Raw genomic sequence first — 18,992 nt, forward strand, 5'->3', positions numbered from 1 at the left:
CTCAATTAGATTGTTCAGAAGTATATTCAAGACCTGAAAGAAACTTTCCTGCTATTATAGCATGTATTTTCGAGAAATTCTCAGAAAAGTTTCCGCTGCTCGTAACATCGATCCACTGAATATCCTTCATATGGCGAAACCATGACAGTTGTCTTTTGGCGAAACGGCGCGTATCCCGCTTAAGAAGCACCACCGATTCTTCCAGTGTCATCTCTCCCTCAAGATAAGCGGCGATCTCCTTGTAGCCGAGCCCTTGCATGGAAATGAGGTTCCTGCCGCAGCCCCGACCCATCAGACCCCTAACCTCTTCGACCAGCCCTTCCGCCAGCATTTCGTCGATTCGCTCTTCAATACGTTTATATAGTATTTGCCTGTCCATTGTCAAACCGATGAGGCAAAGGTCATACGGTGACTCCGGTTTCTTGGCCGCCGAAGACTCGGATAGAGGCGTATCGGTCTGCCGGTAAATCTCGAGCGCGCGGATAATTCTCCGCCGGTCATTCGGATGCAGCCGGGCGGCGCTGGCCGGGTCCACTTCGGCTAATTTCGCGTGGAGGGCCAGCGCGCCATGCTCCTCCGCAAACCAGTCCATTTCCGCGCGGAAGACCTCGTCAGCGACCGCCTCAGAGAAGCGAAAGCCGTAGCAGAGAGATTCAATATAAAGGCCCGTGCCCCCCACAATGAACGGCAGCTTGCCCTTGGCGGAAATCTCGCGGATCAGCCTGCGGCCCTCATTCTGAAATTCAGCGACCGAGTAAGGCTCGAGCGGATCGTGAATATCGATCAGATGATGGGGAATGCCCTCCATTTCAGACGACTTGATCTTGGCCGTTCCGATATCCATGCTGCGGTATACCTGCATCGAATCGCCGGATATAATTTCCGCGTTGAATGCTTTGGCGATCGTAAGGCTGAGTCGTGTCTTGCCGACAGCGGTGGGTCCAAGCAGCACCAGCACCTTCGGTTTAGCTTCTTTGGTCAATTCGGATCACCCCGTACGATGTTTTGGCCCCCGGGCGAAGCAATTCTTCGAACCCGAGCCGGCTGAACTCGCCGCTGCCTCTTTTCTCTTTCAGCACCACGGCTTTGCGTGCGACCCGAACCGCTGCAAGCACGCTTTCCCGGGACAGCGAAGCGCTGTTGGCGTATGCGCGAAGCGGAGAAATTGCCGCCGAATCCTCAAGAGGCTCACGGAACATCGGATCGAAATAGACGATGTCCACGCTGCCGTCCGGGAGGCTCGCCAGGTAGCTCTGATGGTCGCTGTGAACAACATTGATCCGGCGCAGCGCAGCGTCCACTTCCTCTATTCCGGAAGTGTAATTAGCCATCCCTTCCGCCAGCAGAGCGTAGAGCGGCAGGGAACTCTCCAGCGCGGTAACGCGAGACCGTTCTCCTCCGCGCACCGCGAACAGCAGAGCGTCGGAGCCCAGTCCCGCCGTGCAGTCCAGCACACTGTCGCCCGGAGCCATTCCCGCCGATTCCAGCATCGGGTCGCCTTCACCCTTCAATACCCGCTTGGCGCGTACAAATCCCATGCTGGGATGAAACTGAAGCTGCGGACGGTCCGGCCGCAGCAGTCTTACTCCCTCCAGCAGCACAACGAGAACCTCGTCTCCGCCATAATGCGAGAAAAGTTTATTCATGGATAGGCTGCCGCGCTGTACATAGGGAACACCGAGGCGTTCCGCCAGCCTCTCGGCACGCGCGGCAACCTCGGTTAGCGGGCGATCGCCCGTAGTTATAATCATGGTGCCTCCGTATACTTAATCTTCGTAATAATATTTAATGTCATTCACTATTTATCACATTACTCTTTTGAAAAGCTTCTCCAGATCATATGCCGAAAAAGAAATAACAATCGGTCTTCCATGCGGGCAGGTATAAGGCTGCCGGCAGGCCGACAATCGGGAAAGCAGGCTCTCCACTTCCTGCTCCGTCAGCTTCTGATTCGCCTTGATCGATGCTTTGCAGGAGCATAGAATGGATGATGCTTCCCGCAGCTTGGCGAGGTCGATGCTCTTTTCGCCCAGCACCCATTCCGCCATTTCCTCAATAATCTCTTTCTCATCCCCTTTCGGGAACCAGTAGGGATGCGAACGCACCAGAAACGTCTGGCCGCCGAAAGGCTCCAAGTAGACGCCGGCCTGCTCGAACCACTGCAGGCGCTCGGCAAGCAGCTTGCTCTCCGCCGGAGTAAACTCCAGCGTAATCGGCAGCAGCAGCTCCTGTGAAGCTTCCGCCGGGCGGCCGAACTTCTCGTAATAGAATTCGTAATTGATGCGCTCGTGAGCCGCGTGCTGGTCGATCAAATACAGCCCTTCATCGTTCTGGGCGATAATGTAAGTGCCGTGATGCTGACCGATATAAGTCAGCTCGGGAAATGGCGGCAGGCCTGTATTCCCGCTCCCGGCAGGAGCCCACAGCTCTTCGGTTCCAGGCAAAGCCTGAGCCGGGCGTGAAGCTGTCCTGGAATCGGAGCGGTATCCTCCACCGTATGGGGCTCCGTCGCGCAGCTGGGACGGGGAAGCCGGACGGTCCGGATAAACGGCATCCCGGGCTCCCCCGCGCGTCATGGAGGAAGCGTCAGCTTCATAGGGAGCAGACGGGAAGGAGGCCGCATCAGCCGCGCCTGCCGAAAGGCCGGAATTTGGACTTTGGCCGCGCGAGGCGCCCCCTTGTCCCTGACCGCTTTCAGGAACCATCTGGCCTTCCCGGATACCCGGTGTTTCGCCCGCTCCCGATTTTGCTGTAAACCCAAGTTGTTCCGGGCTTGTCTTCGGCACTCCGCCCGCAGCCGCTGAATTCGGCGCAGCCTTCGGAAAGGCAAATTGCCCCTGAATGAATGAAGTGCTGCCCTTAGGTCCAATTGGTTCTCTGCCGGGGCGCGGAATTAAATTCTCACCGAGCAGAACCTTGCGGATTTCCTGCTCCACGAACTGATACAGCTCGGTCTCCTTGCTGAACCGCACCTCCAATTTCGCCGGGTGCACGTTAACGTCCACCAGCGAAGGATGCATATCCAGCTTTAGTACAAGCAGCGGATAGCGGTTAATCGGCAGCAGCGTGTGATACGCGCGCATAATGGCCGCATTCAGGCCGCTACTGCGAATATAACGGCCGCCCACAATCGTTGTGACCGCGTTACGGTTGGACCGCGTCCATTCCGGGCGGCTGACAAGCCCTGAAATCCGGTAGTCCGGATCTTCCGCCTGTACGGGCAGCATGGCTTTCGCTGCCGAAGTGCCGTAAACGGCGGCAATGACTTGAAGCAGATCGCCGTTCCCCAGCGTATGCAGCAGTTGGTTGCCGTTATGATGCAGTGTAAATGAAATCCCTGGATGGGCGAGCGCCATCCTGTACATGGCGTCGGAGATGTGGCCCAGTTCGGTCTGGATGCTCTTCATGTATTTCAGCCTTGCCGGGGTGTTGTAGAATAGCTCCCTGACATTCATCTCTGTCCCCCGGCTGCGGGCGGCATCTTCATTCACCGTCAGTTTGCCGCCCTCGATCTCAAGCAGCCGCCCCCTGCCGTCGTCAGAGCTCGCAGTCAGCAAGGAAACTTTAGCCACGGCGGCGATACTGGGCAGCGCCTCGCCCCGGAAACCGAGACTGGTAATCTGAAACAAATCCCGGCCGTTCGCAATTTTGCTCGTTGCATGGCGGTAAAAGGCGGTCTCGCAATCCTCCGCTTCAATACCCGATCCGTTATCCTTGACCCGGATGCTCTGCAGCCCGCCTTCCTCCACAGCGACTTCGATCCGGGTGCTGCCCGCGTCAATGGCGTTCTCCACAAGCTCTTTCACCACTGAAGCCGGCCGCTCCACGACCTCCCCGGCGGCAATCTGGTTGGCGATATGCTCGTCCAGCACATGGATTTTGGCCATTTACGTTCACCTCCGATTCGGTTTCCCTCTATTTCTTTTTGAGCTTCATTTTCAAATCGTTCAGCAATTGCATGGCCTGGAGTGGCGTCATATTCATCAGATCCGCTCCGCTGACCGCAGCTATAATATCGTCGGCTACCAAATGGCCTTGCTGGCTTGCTGCCGCCTTGGGGCCGCGCCGAGGCTCGTCATCGCCGAAGATGGAGAGCTGCACTACGCCGCCTTCTTCTTCCACGCGGTCCGCTAAATGCACCGCCGTCTCCCGGCGGGCGGCCTCGGAAGCGCCCAGGCTTCCTTCCGCATGGGATGAAATGTTAGTAGCGGAGCCGGCTGCGGGGTATGTACTGGATTCGGCAGCCGTTTCAAGGACGGTCTCAAGTGCAGCTTCGGCCGTACTAACATTTTTGCTGTTGCCTGTGAGATTGGAACCCGCAGATGCCAGACCGCCGCCGTGATCCCCGGACAGTGATACAGATTCCGCAGGAGCATTAGCTGAAGAAGAATGCTCGATATGCTGCAGCAGTCCGTAAGCGCGGTCGATGATGCTGCCGGGCAGCCCGGCAAGACGCGCGCAGTAGATGCCGTAGCTGCTGTCCGCAGCGCCAGCAATCAGCTTGCGCAGGAAAGTCACTTTATCTCCGCTCTCCTGCACCGCCATGGAATAATTGCGAAGACCGTTCAGGCTGTCCTCCAGATGCGCCAGCTCGTGAAAATGCGTCGATACCAGCGCCTTGCAGCCGATATGGTGATGCACATATTCGATAACCGCCTGGGCTATGGCCATTCCCTCGCTTGTCGAGGTCCCCCGGCCCAGCTCATCAATAATAATCAGGCTGCGCGGCGTCGCTTTGTCGGTCATGAGCTGGATATCAGCCATCTCGACCATAAAGGTGCTTTGACCGCCAATGAGATCATCGGCCGCTCCAATTCGTGTGAAAATCCGGTCGATGACCGGGATTTCCGCCCTATCTGCCGGAACGAAGCATCCCACCTGCGCCATAATGCAGATCAGAGCCACCTGGCGCATATAGGTGCTTTTTCCCGCCATATTCGGACCCGTAATCAGCAAAATTCTGCCCTCGTCCTGCGTGAGACTGCTGCCGTTGGCGATAAAAGAAGCATCCTTCAGCACCGCTTCAACGACAGGATGGCGGCCGCCTTCAATCTTCAAATCATAACCTTCGGTCAGCGTCGGCTTGACGAAACGCTGCTCCGCGCTGACCGCTGCAAGACCTTGGTACACGTCGATTTCGGCCACTTTCTCCGCCAAACTTTGCAGTCTGGGAATCTGCGAGCTTAACCGTTCGCGCAGTTCGCTGAATAAGCTGTACTCAAGATCGGTCATTTTGTCCTGCGCTTCCAGAATCAGGGCTTCCTTCTCTTTCAATTCGGGAGTTACGAAGCGCTCCGCATTGGCGAGCGTCTGCTTGCGCTCATACCGTCCCTCCGGCAGGGACGCCAGATTGGAACGGGTAATTTCTATATAATAGCCGAACACCTTGTTGAATCCGATCTTCAGCGACTTGATTCCCGTTGCCAGGCGCTCCTTCGCCTCAAGCTCGGCTATCCAGCGCTTGCCGCTGCTGCTTGCCTCTCTAAGCTCGTCCAGCCGGGCATGGTAGCCGGGCCGAATCAGCCCGCCGTCGCGTACGGATACCGGTGGATCGTCGACTATAGCCCGTGCAATGTCCTCGCGAAGATCGGCGCACTCGTCAATCCCTTCACCGATTTCCCGCAGCGTGGACGAGCCCGAAGCGAGGCATAGCTCCTTAAGCTCGGGAATCTGCGCCAGCGACAGCTTCAGGGCGTTCAGATCACGGCCGTTGGCGCTGCCGTACGCGACCCGTCCGGTAAGACGCTCCAGATCGTAAATTTCTTTTAGGGCCAGGCGAAAATCCTCGCGGACAATGTACTGGTTGTACAAATAGTCGACAGCCTCCAGACGCCGCTCGACCTTGGAGCGCTGCAGCAGCGGCTTGTCGATCCGCCGCCGCAGCAGCCGGGCGCCCATAGAGGTCTCTGTACGGTCGAGCAGCCAGAGCAGAGAGCCTTTCTTGGAGCGTTCCCGCACGGTCTCGGTCAGCTCCAGATTACGCCGCGTGAAGGGGTCCAAAATCATATAATTCCCCGGCTCATAGGAGGAAATCTGGCTTAGCTGTCCCAAGGATCGCCGCTGCGTCTCGCTGAGATAAGAAATCAGCAGCGCGAGGCACTCCGCCCGCTCGGACTCCAGCCGCGCCCAGGCCGCCTCACCGAACTGGTTCCGCGCCAGCTCTTCATTCTTCTTCTCCCAGGGTGTATAGACAACCGGCTTGTCTCCCGGAATCGTACCTGCCCGGACACTGTCCAGCAGCGTCTCGTCCCCGATAATTTCCGCCGGCTCATACAGGCCGATCTCACCGCGCAGCGTGTCCGCCCCCGCAGGCGAAGAGGTTACATACAGCTCTCCTGTCGTCAGATCGCAGGCGGCCAGCGCCGTCATTCCTGCGCACTCGGTGACGCAGACCAAATAATTGTTGCTCTTATCGGCGAGCACTTTACCTTCCATAACCGTACCAGGGGTGACAACCCGTACAATATCCCGGCGGACCATTCCCTTGGTTGTCGCGGGGTCGTCAAGCTGCTCGCAGATCGCGACTTTGTATCCTTTTTCAATAAGACGCTGAATATAGCCCTCTGCGGAATGGTAGGGAACCCCGCACATCGGAATGCGCTCATCGCCCCCGCCTTCCCGGCCGGTCAGCGTAATATCCAGTTCCTTGGAAGCCAGCAGGGCATCGTCAAAAAACATTTCGTAAAAATCGCCCAGCCGGAAAAAAAGGAAGGCATCCTTTGCCCCTTCCTTCACTTTCAAATACTGCTCGATCATCGGTGTATATTTTGCCATCGTAAACCTCCAGGCCTTATCATGCTTATCCTCTATTATACCAGAAACCGTTCCGCCAAGCGTAAGCGGGTAGACAGTCTGAGCGGGGTGTAACGGTAGTCAGTTCTTACAGTTTTAGTCATGCCGCCTACCGAAGCGAAATTTCGGCGTGCAAAGTATCTTATCATAATCCCAAGCGTTCGCCTAGAGGTTGATACACCGCATATCCGGACTCCACAGCCGCTTAATGGCATAGAAACATGGTTATTGGAAGCAGTGGGAGAACAACTTCTATGACGGGGTATCTTCCCCAACAAAAAAAGCCCTCGATCTCCCAGCTGCCGCCATCTTAAAACACCCATGTAAAAAGGCCAACCGGAAGTTTCCGGCTGTCCCTAATCATACGAACAAGCGCCTTCTCAGGGCGCTTGTTCTCCGCACCATAACCTGCGGACATTGCGGGTTTCGTCCCAGCTTCGGCCGGCGTCGATGTGGCGCAGCAGCGGCTCGACGGCATCCGCCGCCGCAGCGTAGCCGGCCAGTGCCCGGAGCTGCGCCGTCAGCGGCGCGAACGCGGCGCGCAGCGGCGGCTTGTCGCCGCTGTAATACGCAGCGTGAAGGTCCTCGCGGTCAAGCGGGCGCAGCGGCAGTTCCTCGTAATGGCTCACGATTAGGTGAGCCAGCGTGACCGCGCCCCGGGCGACGACCGGGGATACGAGGAAGCTCGGCAGGGTCCGGTACTCGAAGCCGCCATGCGGCTGGAGCCGGAAATCGCCGAGCACGCCGTAGCGGGGGCGCCGGCCTCCGGCCCGGGCGTCCTCCAGCAGTGCGATGGGCAGCGCGAGATAGTTGTCGAGCGCGCGCAGCAGCGGCGCCGTCAGCGTGACGCCGCTGAAGTGCAAATGCCCGCCGAGGGCCCAGCCCCTCAGCGGCATGCCGCCCGCCCGCCAGCTTATGCTGCGGTCGGCAATGAGCCGGTCCGCCTCCATCGCGGCGGACCTCAGCTGCGCCAGCAGCGCGCGCGGCTCCCCGCGCGGCCGGGGGCGCAGCTCCGCCACCGGGAACGCGCCGCGCGTTCCCGGCGGTCCGGCGTCGCAGCCGGCGACGCCGTCCGTAGGCAGGTACCGCGACGCGGGCACGACGCGGCCGGTGGACTCCCGGAGCAGGAGGAACTCCGGGTCCATGCCCATGACGAGGTCAGGCCGCCCGGGCCGTTCCCTCTGTAGTGCCCGCTGCAGCGCGGCAGCCGCCGAGCGGTAAGGCTCGGGCATCACGCCGCCGGCAGAAAGCGCCAGCGGTGTGATGCCCTCTACCGTATACCGCCGCTCTCCCTGGGCCGCAAGCAGCACTTCTCCGCTGTCAAGCCCCAGACAGTACAGCGTTTTGGCCGCAAGGCTGCCCAGCCGCTTCGGCAGGCTTCCGCGCTCTAGAAAGGGAAGCGCGGCGTATCCAGCCGGGTCTTCTGCACGCACGCGGCCTGCAGAGGAGCGCCGGCGCGGCCGGGCCGTAAGCGCCGCCGCCGCGGGCTTCATTCCCAGCCCCGCGCCCAAAGGCGTGATTTCCAGCGGGGTCAGATTGTAGACCTTGACCCGGTAGCGCTGGCGGTAATGCTCCTTCGCAGAAGCCCCCGCCCTGCCGAAGCCCCGATCCCTGCCGCCTGTCTCCGCAGACTGGCTGCCGGCTTCGGGCGACCGGGTTCCGCCTCCGATGACAAGGGAAGCTGAAATCCCGCTGCGCCGAAGCCGCCGCTCTCTGCCTTCGGGCGTCAAAGCATGATATATCTCGGACCCGTCCTTCATAGTTAAGCCCTCCCGAAGCGCAAGGTTCATATCCATCACTTTCCGGCGGGCTGCGGCAGACCATACGGAAGGCGCCTCCTCTACCTGCCTAAAAAAAAGCAAAAAAAGGAGGGCATCCGCCCTCTACGCCGCCGCCCCCGGTACATATAATGGAACATATCCGCTTTTGGTTGTGGCCCGCCGTTCTCGCGGTCCGGTGAAGCCACCTTTATACCCTGACGGCGGCGTACCGTCCTTACAGTTCATCATCCAGCGAGTCGGGATCGAGGTCTTCGTAATCGAAGCCCTCGGTTTCGAAGTCGTAATCCTTGTCTTCGGGGTCGCCCTCCTGGTCGCTGACATACACGCGGAGCTTGGTTTCAGCCACCAGCTCGGCCTCGAATTCGCGTTCGACCCGGATCGTTACGCTGCCCCCGCCCGAAGATACACCCGCTTCCACACAGTTCGGCTCCTGCGTCGCCTCCGCGGAAACCTCTATGGTGGAAGCCCGGTGCTTCGGGTCGAGGTACGAGAGCGAGATCGGCTCCACATAGGAAACCGTTTCTTTCGCCACCTCGGTCTGCTTATTCTTGTCGTACGAGTACCAGATGTTGATATCGTAAGTACCGATTACCTCAATTCCGTTTCCGGCGGCAACCGCTTCGTATTGGTGGTTGATGATCCAAGCCCCCAAAATACTAGTCGGATGATGTGGCGGAGTCACGGTATGGGTTACGGTGGAGAACTTACGACCCTTGCCGCAAATTGCCTTCGTAATGATCTCCCTTGTTTGGCGTTTATGGCCTAATGACATCTTTGAACCTCCTCCATACAATCATTCACTATCAAGTGTATGCAGGGCATTGGCCCAGGGTGACAACTATTTTTGGATAAGTTGATGATTTTGATAAACGAGCGTATACTCCCGTTTTCGGCGTTTTTCTCATGTTTTAGACGAAAAAGAGAGACGGCTGCCTCCCATGCGGGAAAGCAAAGCCGTCTCTTTCGTTTTTTCAGATTGCTATCTTCTTCCGGCTGTCGAGGCTTGCCGAGGCATCTGCTGCCCTAGGGCGATTGGCGCTTTGTACTGCTTGGCAATCTTCAGATACAGCGCCAGCTCCCGGCAGAGCTGGAGAATGGCCGAGCGGACCTCGAATTCCGCACGCGTCGACGGCAGCTTCATTCCCCGAAACTCCTGCTCCAGCGAGTTCAGCAGCTTCTCCGTTCTTCCCGTGTACCCTTCATCCAGCACGTCCTTGCTCAATTGCTCGAACAGTTCGGCGACCATTTCACCATGCGGCACATGCTCGTACACCTGGGAGAGAAGCTGAATCATATTTTGAATCGATTCCAGCTGCTCCTTGCGCATGTAAAAATAGACGTTCCACGCTTCGTCCGGATGAATGACGCTGTTCTCCATCTCCATTGCCGCGGCCGTCAGGCCGCGCTGAACCGCGCTGCCCGCCTGGATCAGCTCCTTGCCGTCCCATACGTACTGCGGATCATGCAGCGTGTTGGAAACTTGCTTGAAAATAATGGAGAAAAGCCCGTCCACCTCTCGGCGTATCCCATACATCATTTGACCGCTTTTTGGCATGTAGATCAGGTTGACCAATCCGGCAGACCCGAGTCCGATCGCAAGTAATTCCACCTGCTGGATCAGTACTTCCAGGCTTAGATGGGCCTCTCCGAACACACGGAATACGATAACCGAGCTAGTGACAATCCCTTCCCTAAAGCCTGCGCGGACGATCAGCGGGAAGCTGCATAGAACGAAGAGCCCCAGCACCCAGTAATGAAAGCCGAGCCGCCAAAACAGGACCCAGCCAACCAATAGACCGACCAGTGAGGCGAAAAAGCGCGCCGTGATCGTCTTTACGCTTCTTTTCCGGGTGACCTCTACCCCCAGAATGGCCAGCAGCCCGGCGCCCTGAGCATTCGGAATGCCTACCGCCGCAGCCAGCAAAACAGACAGCAGCGTCGCCGCCGCTGTCTTCACAACGCGAAACCCCATGAAATTACCCCGCTTTATTTGATGCAAAACCTGCTCCGAAGCTCAGGCGTTAGCGCCGCTGAGACGCACCTGGCTCGAACGCTTAAGTCTGCTGATAAATTTCATGGTACTTGATTTTCTGTAAACGCACAATACTTTCAAGGGCGCGTCACCGCCGGGACAGAAGCGCCTTCTCCATGTACACGACCAGCTGATACATGGCGGTGGCGACAAAGGCGATAATGATCAGGCTGGACATTACGAGCGTGAAATTGAAGACCTGAAACCCGTATATAATGAGATAACCGAGTCCCGATTTCGCGACAAGAAACTCGCCGACGATGACACCCACCCACGACATGCCGACATTCACCTTGAGCGTAGAGACGATGGCCGGGAACGAGGACGGCAGGATGACCTTGAAAAAAACTTGCGTCCGGTTCGCTCCGAACGACCTTGCAACCTTTACCAGATTGGGGTCTACCCCGCAAAAGCTGTTGTATACGACCAGCGTCGTGACAATAATCGTAATGGACAGCGTCGTTACCACGATAGCGGTGAAGCCGGCGCCGAACATGACAATAAAGATCGGGCCGAGCGCCACCTTCGGCATACTGTTGAACACAACCATATAAGGATCAAGCACAGCGGACAAAAAGGGGGACCACCAGATCGCAACGGCCAGCAGCGTGCCGAGAAGCGTGCCAAGCACAAACCCGACAGCGGTCTCCCCTACGGTGACCCCCAAATGATGCCACAGACTGCCGTCAACCATATTGGCATAGATTTGCCAAAACACTTTGGACGGACTGCTGAACAGCAGCCGGTCGACCCAGCCCAATCTGGCTGCTGTCTCCCACAGCGCGAACAACAGCAAGAGAAATATACCCTGGACGGCGAGTACGGCCCTTTTCCGTAGCCGATTCGCCCGCTTGAACTCATCATGGCGGCTACGCAGCCATTCCGAACGGGAAGCCGCGATCCCTGTATGTTCCGCTCCCGTCGCCTTCACAAGCATTCCCTCCTTTAATCTCTAGCCTTCCGTCTTCCTTGCCCCGTCAGCAGCGGTCCCCGCAAGCTCCATTTCCTTCCATAACTCATGGAACAGCTCGGCGAATCCCGGTTGATCACGGGCATACAAGGGCGGCGTATCCGCGATTTGCGCCGGAATAGCGAACACGCGGCGGATTCTGCCCGGATTCCGCGACAGGAGAATGACCCGGGTGCTGACCGCAATTGCTTCCGACAAGTCATGGGTAACCAGGACCGCCGTCTTTTCGCGCTGCCGCAGCGTCTCCGACACCAAATCCTCCAACTGGAGTTTGATCTGATAATCCAGGGCCGAGAACGGTTCATCCAGCAAGAGCAGGCCCGGATCGGTCGCCAGCGTCCGCACGAGCGCGACCCGCTGACGCATTCCGCCCGAGAGCTGGCTCGGATAAGAATGCTCCGTCCCTTTCAGCCCCATATCCGCAAGGAGCTCGGCCGTCTTCCGCCGTCCCGCTTCGTCCAGACGTCCGGTCAGCTCCAGACCCAGAAGCGCATTGTCCAGAATGCTGCGCCATGGAAACAGATAGTCCTGCTGCAGCATATAGCCAACCTCCGGAGAAGGGCCGCTCACGGCGCGTCCGTTCACAAGCACTTCGCCGCGCGAGGGCTGCAGCAGTCCGGCTATAATCGACAGCAGCGTCGTTTTCCCGCAGCCGCTCGGTCCGACCAGGCTGACGAACTCGCCTTGTTCTATCTCAAGATTCAGATCCTCAACCGCAAGGGAAGCTTCCCTTTCGCCCAGGTAAGCGTGCGTAACCGACTTTAATTCCACAACCGGCGGCATGCATAATCCCTCCTTTACGCCTGGCCTCCCGAAATGGCGAAGAGCGGGCTTACTTGTTGCTCTGGGCCGCAGACTGCGCCTTTTCAGCGAATGTGTTATTAACGATCTTCCCTGCCGGAACCCGCTCTTTCAGCTCTCCCGCATTGTCCATCACATCAAGCAAGTTATTCCATTCCTTGTCATCGATGACCGGATTCTGTGCGTAAGTATCCTGATCCTTATAGCGCTTGATCGCCGAAACAACGATATCGCGGTCCGTATTCTGGAAGTAAGGCGATATCGTATCGGCGATTTCTCCGGGACTGTGCTTTTTCACCCACAGCTGGGCTTTTTGCAGCGCATTGGTGAATTTTTGCACGGTGTCGCTGTTTTTTCCGATATAGCTCTTCTTGGACATAAACACCGTGTACGGCAGATAACCGCTCTCAACCCCGAAGGAAGCGATAACCTTGCCCCGCCCTTCGCGTTCAAAGATCGAAGCCTGCGGCTCGAACAGCTGCACGTAGTCCCCGGTTCCCGAAGCAAACGCGCTGGCGATATTCGCAAACTCAATATTTTGGATCAGCTTAAGATCGGCAGCCGTATCAATCCCCTTTTTCTTAAGCGTGAACGCTCCGGCCATCTGCGGCATGCCGCCTTTTCTTTGTCCGAGAAATGTCGAACCTTTGAGTTCGCTCCAATTGAAATTCGGATGGTCTTTGCGGGCGAACAGGAAGGTGCCGTCCCTTTGCGTCAACTGGGCAAAATTGATCACCGGATCATCCGACCCCTGCTGGTATACGTAGATCGACGTTTCGGAGCCGACCAGCGCAACGTCAATCGCTCCCGAAAGTAGCGCCGTCATCGTCTTGTCTCCGCCCGGAATGGTCTGAAGCTCGACATCCAGCCCCTCCTGCTTGAATAATCCCAGCGACAGCGCCACATATTCCGGAGCGTAAAAGACGGAGCGGGTCACTTCGCCCACCCTTACCTTGACTGTCTCCGATTTGCCGCCGCAGCCGGCAAGCAGCGAGACGGAAAGGCCGAACACCAGCAGCAGCGCCGCCAGTCTTGTTGTTCTGCTCATCACTTATGAATCTCTCCTTTCTCCCCAAGGGTCCTGCCCTTCCTAACCTGAACCGCTTCGAAGCTAATGCCCCGCCCAGCGGGATTATTAAAATATATGCGGATGCCTAGGGTTTGGTTAAAGAGGCCAGCGGAAAAGGATAAGATTCGCGAAATAATGCAATTGCGGGCATTAGATCAGCCGGAAGCGGGACATCCATGGCAATCCCTAACGGGATACCATGGCGAACCTTTTTTATAAGGAGAAGGGGGGGACGAACAGAAAGAAACTCGTTTCGAGGAAAACGTGGTAAGAAGGAGGAGGGAAAGCAATATTGCCGTCATGCGGAAGAGACTGGTGATTCTACGGAGCAATCGGCTTTAAGTGCAGGAGCCACTCCAGAAAGGCAGCGCAGAATTGCTTCTTGCCGACGGGTGTCGCCGACAGCCAATCCTCATCTCCGCAGCTCATGCGCAGCAGCCATCCGCAGGAATGGTCGGCGAAAAAGGAGGCGTACTGCAAGGACCAGCCTTGGCTGCTTCTGGAGCAAATGCGCAGTTCTCCTGCCGTGTGCCGGCATTTTACGCTTTTCGCGAATCTAGCGGACAGCCGGGAATCGCCCGTAGCAAGTTCAATATACCAGCGCAGTTCTTGCAAGGAGCAGGAGTCCGACATTCTCCTGATTTCATCATATTCATCTCTCGACATCAGAAGGGCAGGGCTCTCTCCGCTGATTTGTTCGGGGAGTGAAATGCCTTCTAGAAAAAAGGCGCACATCCCCTTCTTGCCTTCGCAATCCTTCAGATCATAACTGAATGACTTCGATGTTTCCGGGCATACAGCGACTATTTTATCCATATGTACATATATGAGCAGATCATTCTCCGTATCCCCGCTTGTATAATGCAGACGGCAGATCCGATCCGTATCTTCCGGCAGCTCCAGCAGTTCTTGTTCTAGATGCTGCTCCAAGTCTTCCGGCATTAGAAAGCGGGATAATTGCTTCGACTCATCAACTTTCACTGTAATCGTTTCCTTCCGGTTGCCGGACTCGGGACGTTAAACCTCTCGTTTCCGGGGAATATCTAGCAATCTTTATGTTATCATAAGCTAATTTTAAGGTAAAATTAAGAAATAACGGGTAGTATTCATATTATGAAATAACTGTAACGAGGTGATTTCTAATGAAAATGATGATTACATTCCAGAACAAGCTCGTACCCGTGTATTTTACAACGGAAAATAAGCAGCCGACTCAAAAAGTGCTCAGAATTCTGACAAGCACGCTGGAGCACAAAATCAATAAAGGCAAAAATGCCCTCAAAAAATGTCTAAGCACTTTGATTAGTATCGAAATTAAAGGCTCTGAGGCCATTTTGCACAGTTTCAGCGAGAACGATACTCTGGCACTATCTCTCTATTAATGCTGGCGGAGGGCACTCCTCCGCGTCAGCAAAAGAGCATCTCCCGATAGGAAGATGCTTTTATTTTGGGCTTTTTAGCTGAATCATCCGGTCTTCTTGCCGTCGTACTCCGCCTTTTCCGCCTTTTGAATTCGAAGCTGAAACAGCTTGACCAAATTGATTCTCGTCTGCTCGTGACAGTTGTCCAATTTTTTTATGATAAAACGGTCAATGGACATGTCAATCGCTCCTTTATTTCGCCTTGTATCCCCTATATAACCCGGCTATTTACTTTTCAAACGGGCTGTTTCGCGTGTCTAACCCCTTTGGAAATTCCATTTTTTGTATAAAAATAACCGGCGCATCCAGCCTATGTCCTATATATTGATGAACACCCGGCTAAAACAATGCTCCCCTTCAAATATGTAGAGGGAGACAAACTCCAGACTTTAAAATACGTTCCACAAAAAAATTTGAACATAATGCGACATATTTTTTTATCCATCGTTTTATCCCCTAAATGTACCAAACAAATTGACCTTAATCCTCCAGATCCCGCCGCCAGCCGTATTTCCTGGAGCGTGAGGACGCCGCCTTCTGCCCGGAGCCAGCTCCGCCTTTCCGTTTGGATTTGGCCTCCTTGGCGGCTTGATATACAAGCTCCCGCTGAGTTTTATGGTAGCTCTGAAGCCGCTTCTCCTCAAGCTCGCCGCTGTCTACAGCCTCGAGAACGGCACAGCCCTCCTCCCGCTCATGCCGGCAGTCCGCATACCGGCAGCGCACCGCGAGCTGCGTAATATCGGCGAATGCGAGATCCAGCCCGCCTTCGTCTTCCCACAGCTGAAGCTCCCGCATTCCGGGAGTGTCGATGATCACGCCGCCGTCAGGCAGCAGAAACAATTCACGGCGTGTTGTCGTGTGCCTTCCCCTGCTGTCATCCTCCCTCACTTCCTGGGTCAGCTGAAGATCGGCGCCGCAGAGCCAGTTGACCATTGTCGACTTGCCGCAGCCCGAGGACCCGGTCAGGGCGATTGTCCGTCCTTCGCCGATATAAGGCAGCAAAGCATCGCGTCCGGAGTCCGTAAGCGCGCTGACCGCATGCACGGGAACTCCCGGGGCTGCCATTTCCATCTCTGCGATATTAGCTCCCGGATCATCGCATAAATCCGCTTTGGTCAGCAGAATAACCGGTGACGCGCCGCTATTCCAGGCCATAATGAGATATCTTTCCATCCGCCGGAGATTATAATCATCATTGAGCGCGCTGACCAGAAACAGGGTGTCCACATTGGCGGCTACAATTTGCTCTTTCGGCTGCGTTCCAGCCGCCTTTCGAGATATCATGCTGCGGCGGGGAAGCACGCCATGGATGATTACCTGCCCGCCCTCCGCTATCTTGACCGCGGTCCAGTCGCCGATCGCGGGGTAATCGCCGGAAGCCTCCAGCGAGTGCCGCAGCCTGCCCGATAGCTCTCCCCAACGTTCTCCATCTTCCGTCAATATCCGGTACTTGCTTCCGAAATCCCCGACAACCCGCCCGGGAGTAAGAGACTCTCCGGCCGCTTCTTGCCCTGCCATGCCGCCCCATTGATTGATCCAATATTCATTCCATCCGTATTGCCGTATCGTCATGCGATACCTCCACTCATTTATTTTTCTTCTTGCAGATTCCTTCATTTCTCTGCCGGGAACCGCGCCGCATGCCTTGAACATAGTGCGTTTTGGACGCAAAAAAGCCCGCCGGAGCAAGTACGTTCCGGCGGGCGGTGACAGGCAAGCAGTCTCTTTGCAACAGAGACAGCTTGCCCTGCCTAACCTGGCGTGCGCTGCGGCGGTGCCCTCTGGACGCCTGGTCGCTTGCGCGCGCGCATATGCGGACAGACTTCTGGAGTCTGCCGCTATACGCAAAAAAGCCGCCGGAACCGATACGGTCCCCGGCGGCGCTAATGGCATACGAAATATGCGCGCTTATGCTGCGGCGTCTATTCCACGCTCACAGCCTGTTCCCGGAAGACACGTATCCTGAGCAGTAACAACCGACAAGACCCAAGCCGTATAAACTGTCATAATACATCCTCTCCTTCCGGTAATTTATGGTGCAATCATAAACAAGAAGACAGCCCTCTGTCAACCCTAAATCCATCCAACTATAAAATGCTCCGCAGCTCGTGAAGCTCATCGATCGTCTTCCAGGGCTGCACATCCAGCTTGTCGTCCCACGGATGGTTGCGGCGCAGCCAAACGCCCCTCATACCGGCGCGTCCCGCCCCCCATATATCGTTCACGGGATGATCCCCAATGAACACGGTCTCTTGCGAATCGTATCCCAGCCTGTCCAGCGCCAGCCGGTAGATGGCAGGGTCCGGCTTGCTGATTCCGGCTTCACCGGAAATGACAATGCTCTTGAAATGGCCGCGCAGCCCGAGCAAATCGATTTTTGCGTGCTGGATCTCGCTTTTTCCGTTCGTTAACAGCCCCATCGCATAACCCCGCTCCTGAAGATAGCCGAGCGACTCCACCGCATGCTTCATCAGTGCGCCGTGTCTGGAATAATTCAAATCGTAGAAAGCGCGGATATCTTCAGCCGATACGGCTTCCCGCCAAGGCAGAACCTCGCTCAGCTCTCGAAAGAAGCCGTCCTTGTCCCGATACCCGTCGGCGTCCCTGATAATGATATCTTCCACAATTTCCAGCTGCCGGTCCGGGCCCAAATGGCCCAGAAAATGGGCGACGAACTGCGTGCTAAAGCTTCGAAAGGTGTAATCCCTGTCCATGAGCGTATTATCCAGATCAAACAGCAAAGCCTGTACCGTTTCCATACCCTGATTCCCCTTGTTATTCTGTATACGTCTTTGCCCGTAAGCGGGCTGTCAGGAATCATTGTACTATGGCGCTTTACTCTATGAAAAGGCCGTTTCGCAAAAAGGAGAAATCCGGAGCATTCTCATATTTTCCGAAGAGAATCATTGGCATGTAACGGGACGCGCCGGCGATGTCTCAAACTTGCAAGAAAATAAACAACCGGGAAGACCAGCAGCAAGCATCCGGCAGCAATCATTCCGCTTACCTGCCCGTAATGATAGGCCGCGGTCCCGAACCATGACCCGAAGGAGCCTCCGAGATAATATCCGACCATATAGAGCGAATTCAGTCGGCTGTGATGCCCTGGATTCAGGCGGCTGATGCGTCCTTGGTTCAAAGTCATGTTCATGCGGGAGCCTACATCTAGCACAAAAGTAACGGCTACGAGCACTGACAGATGATACCAGCCCATGCCTAACAATGCAAAGGAGAACATCATCGTCAGCAGCGCAGCCACATTCCATCCGCGTGCATGAATGCCGTCCGACAGCCGTCCCGCGAAGCCCGCCGCCAAGGCGCCGGCGATCCCGATGACCCCGAAGGTTCCGGCGACCCCGTTCCCGAAATGATAAGGTGCGCCATCCAGAATAAATGACAGGGGAACCCAAAAGACATTAAAGGCGGCAAAAGCGGCCGCGCCGAAAAAAACCGTCTCTCTTAATACCGGCTCCTCCCTTAGCAGGGGAATCATCGACCGCATAATTTTGCTGTAAGATTCTTGCTTCTTGGCCGAATCCTCCGGCAGTTTCACGAACACATAACCGGCAAACAGCAATAAAATACCTGCCGCAAGCCAGTGCACAGTCCGCCAATCGAATATCTGTCCGATCCACCCGCCGGCAACACGGCCTACGAGCACACCGAGAAAGACGCCGGTCAACAGTCTGCCTGTGACCATCCCCTTTTTTTCCGAATCCATGTTGGAAGAAACGTACGGGATAATGAGCTGCGCCGCAACTGTGCTGAGTCCAAGACCCAAACCGGCAGCAAGCAGAAGGCTGAACGAAGGCGCGATTGTCATAACGGCAAGCCAAAAAGCCGACAAAAGCAGACTGGCAACAATCAGCTTGCGTCTGTCAAACCGGTCTCCAAGCGGAACGATAAATAATAAGCCGAGCGTGTAGCCTACCTGCATCATTGTAAACAGCAAGCCGGATGCATTTTGAGGCACATGATAACTCTTGGCGATATCCGATAGCAGAACCTGATCATAATACAGATTGGCAACAGCCAGCGCGCACACTACGGTAAGCAGCCATTGCAGAGTGACGGGGAAAACTTTAAGCTTAGCAGCGGATTCCATGACGAATCATCCTCTCTTCTT

Annotated in this window: 17 protein-coding genes; 2 read left to right on the forward strand and 15 right to left on the reverse strand. The window is 56.1% G+C overall.

Going from position 1 to position 18,992, the window contains the following annotated elements:
* Position 1 precedes the first annotated feature (1 nt).
* The 11 genes from miaA to VK70_RS11380 all read right to left on the reverse strand — a co-directional run bounded on the left by miaA (position 2) and on the right by VK70_RS11380 (position 14,426).
* The gene (miaA, locus tag VK70_RS11330; protein WP_025694961.1) at positions 2-982 is read right to left on the reverse strand and encodes a tRNA (adenosine(37)-N6)-dimethylallyltransferase MiaA; all 981 of its coding nucleotides are present in this window, start codon (positions 980-982) and stop codon (positions 2-4) included.
* Entirely contained in the window at positions 966-1,751 is a 786-nt protein-coding gene (locus tag VK70_RS11335; RefSeq protein WP_025694960.1) for a class I SAM-dependent methyltransferase, read from the reverse strand. The genes miaA and VK70_RS11335 overlap by 17 nt, the downstream gene beginning before the upstream one ends.
* Before the next feature lie 54 nt (positions 1,752-1,805).
* A complete protein-coding gene (gene mutL / locus VK70_RS11340) occupies positions 1,806-3,887 on the reverse strand; it encodes a DNA mismatch repair endonuclease MutL (protein ID WP_025694959.1) in 2,082 nt (693 codons plus the stop codon).
* Between the two features lie 28 nt (positions 3,888-3,915).
* Entirely contained in the window at positions 3,916-6,774 is a 2,859-nt protein-coding gene (gene mutS, locus VK70_RS11345) for a DNA mismatch repair protein MutS (protein ID WP_046723286.1), read from the reverse strand.
* Positions 6,775-7,172: 398 nt separating this feature from the next.
* Entirely contained in the window at positions 7,173-8,552 is a 1,380-nt protein-coding gene (locus VK70_RS11350; RefSeq protein ID WP_046723288.1) for a putative amidoligase domain-containing protein, read from the reverse strand.
* A 235-nt stretch (positions 8,553-8,787) separates the two neighbouring features.
* Positions 8,788-9,345, reverse strand: a complete 558-nt coding sequence (locus tag VK70_RS11355; RefSeq protein ID WP_025695590.1) for an outer spore coat protein CotE — start codon at positions 9,343-9,345, stop codon at positions 8,788-8,790.
* Between the two features lie 207 nt (positions 9,346-9,552).
* The gene (locus VK70_RS11360; protein WP_025695589.1) at positions 9,553-10,545 is read right to left on the reverse strand and encodes an aromatic acid exporter family protein; all 993 of its coding nucleotides are present in this window, start codon (positions 10,543-10,545) and stop codon (positions 9,553-9,555) included.
* A 148-nt stretch (positions 10,546-10,693) separates the two neighbouring features.
* Entirely contained in the window at positions 10,694-11,542 is an 849-nt protein-coding gene (locus VK70_RS11365) for an ABC transporter permease (RefSeq protein ID WP_046723292.1), read from the reverse strand.
* A 15-nt stretch (positions 11,543-11,557) separates the two neighbouring features.
* The gene (locus VK70_RS11370) at positions 11,558-12,358 is read right to left on the reverse strand and encodes an ABC transporter ATP-binding protein (RefSeq protein ID WP_025695587.1); all 801 of its coding nucleotides are present in this window, start codon (positions 12,356-12,358) and stop codon (positions 11,558-11,560) included.
* A 49-nt stretch (positions 12,359-12,407) separates the two neighbouring features.
* Entirely contained in the window at positions 12,408-13,424 is a 1,017-nt protein-coding gene (locus VK70_RS11375; RefSeq protein ID WP_046723294.1) for an ABC transporter substrate-binding protein, read from the reverse strand.
* Positions 13,425-13,766: 342 nt separating this feature from the next.
* Positions 13,767-14,426, reverse strand: coding sequence for a hypothetical protein (locus tag VK70_RS11380; protein WP_025693923.1), 660 nt, complete (start codon positions 14,424-14,426; stop codon positions 13,767-13,769).
* A gap of 161 nt (positions 14,427-14,587) precedes the next feature.
* On the opposite strand from VK70_RS11380, the gene VK70_RS11385 reads away from it, so the two are divergent.
* A complete protein-coding gene (locus VK70_RS11385; RefSeq protein ID WP_025693922.1) occupies positions 14,588-14,827 on the forward strand; it encodes a hypothetical protein in 240 nt (79 codons plus the stop codon).
* Between the two features lie 83 nt (positions 14,828-14,910).
* Here VK70_RS11385 and VK70_RS29220 read toward each other — a convergent pair whose 3' ends face one another.
* Complete coding sequence (locus VK70_RS29220; RefSeq protein WP_267885654.1) at positions 14,911-15,045, reverse strand: hypothetical protein; 135 nt, start codon at positions 15,043-15,045, stop codon at positions 14,911-14,913.
* A 301-nt stretch (positions 15,046-15,346) separates the two neighbouring features.
* Entirely contained in the window at positions 15,347-16,438 is a 1,092-nt protein-coding gene (gene rsgA, locus VK70_RS11390) for a ribosome small subunit-dependent GTPase A (RefSeq protein WP_046723295.1), read from the reverse strand.
* Between the two features lie 73 nt (positions 16,439-16,511).
* Between rsgA and VK70_RS27840 the strand changes: the two genes are divergently transcribed.
* Positions 16,512-16,832, forward strand: coding sequence for a hypothetical protein (locus tag VK70_RS27840; RefSeq protein ID WP_158454065.1), 321 nt, complete (start codon positions 16,512-16,514; stop codon positions 16,830-16,832).
* Positions 16,833-16,953: 121 nt separating this feature from the next.
* Here VK70_RS27840 and VK70_RS11395 read toward each other — a convergent pair whose 3' ends face one another.
* A complete protein-coding gene (locus VK70_RS11395; protein WP_025696671.1) occupies positions 16,954-17,625 on the reverse strand; it encodes an HAD family hydrolase in 672 nt (223 codons plus the stop codon).
* Between the two features lie 125 nt (positions 17,626-17,750).
* Positions 17,751-18,971: an MFS transporter gene (locus VK70_RS11400; RefSeq protein WP_025696668.1), complete on the reverse strand. Its 1,221-nt coding sequence runs from the start codon at positions 18,969-18,971 to the stop codon at positions 17,751-17,753.
* Between the last annotated feature and the right edge of the window lie 21 nt (positions 18,972-18,992).

The organism is Paenibacillus durus ATCC 35681, assembly GCF_000993825.1.
GTDB classification, from domain to species: domain Bacteria; phylum Bacillota; class Bacilli; order Paenibacillales; family Paenibacillaceae; genus Paenibacillus_AQ; species Paenibacillus_AQ durus_B.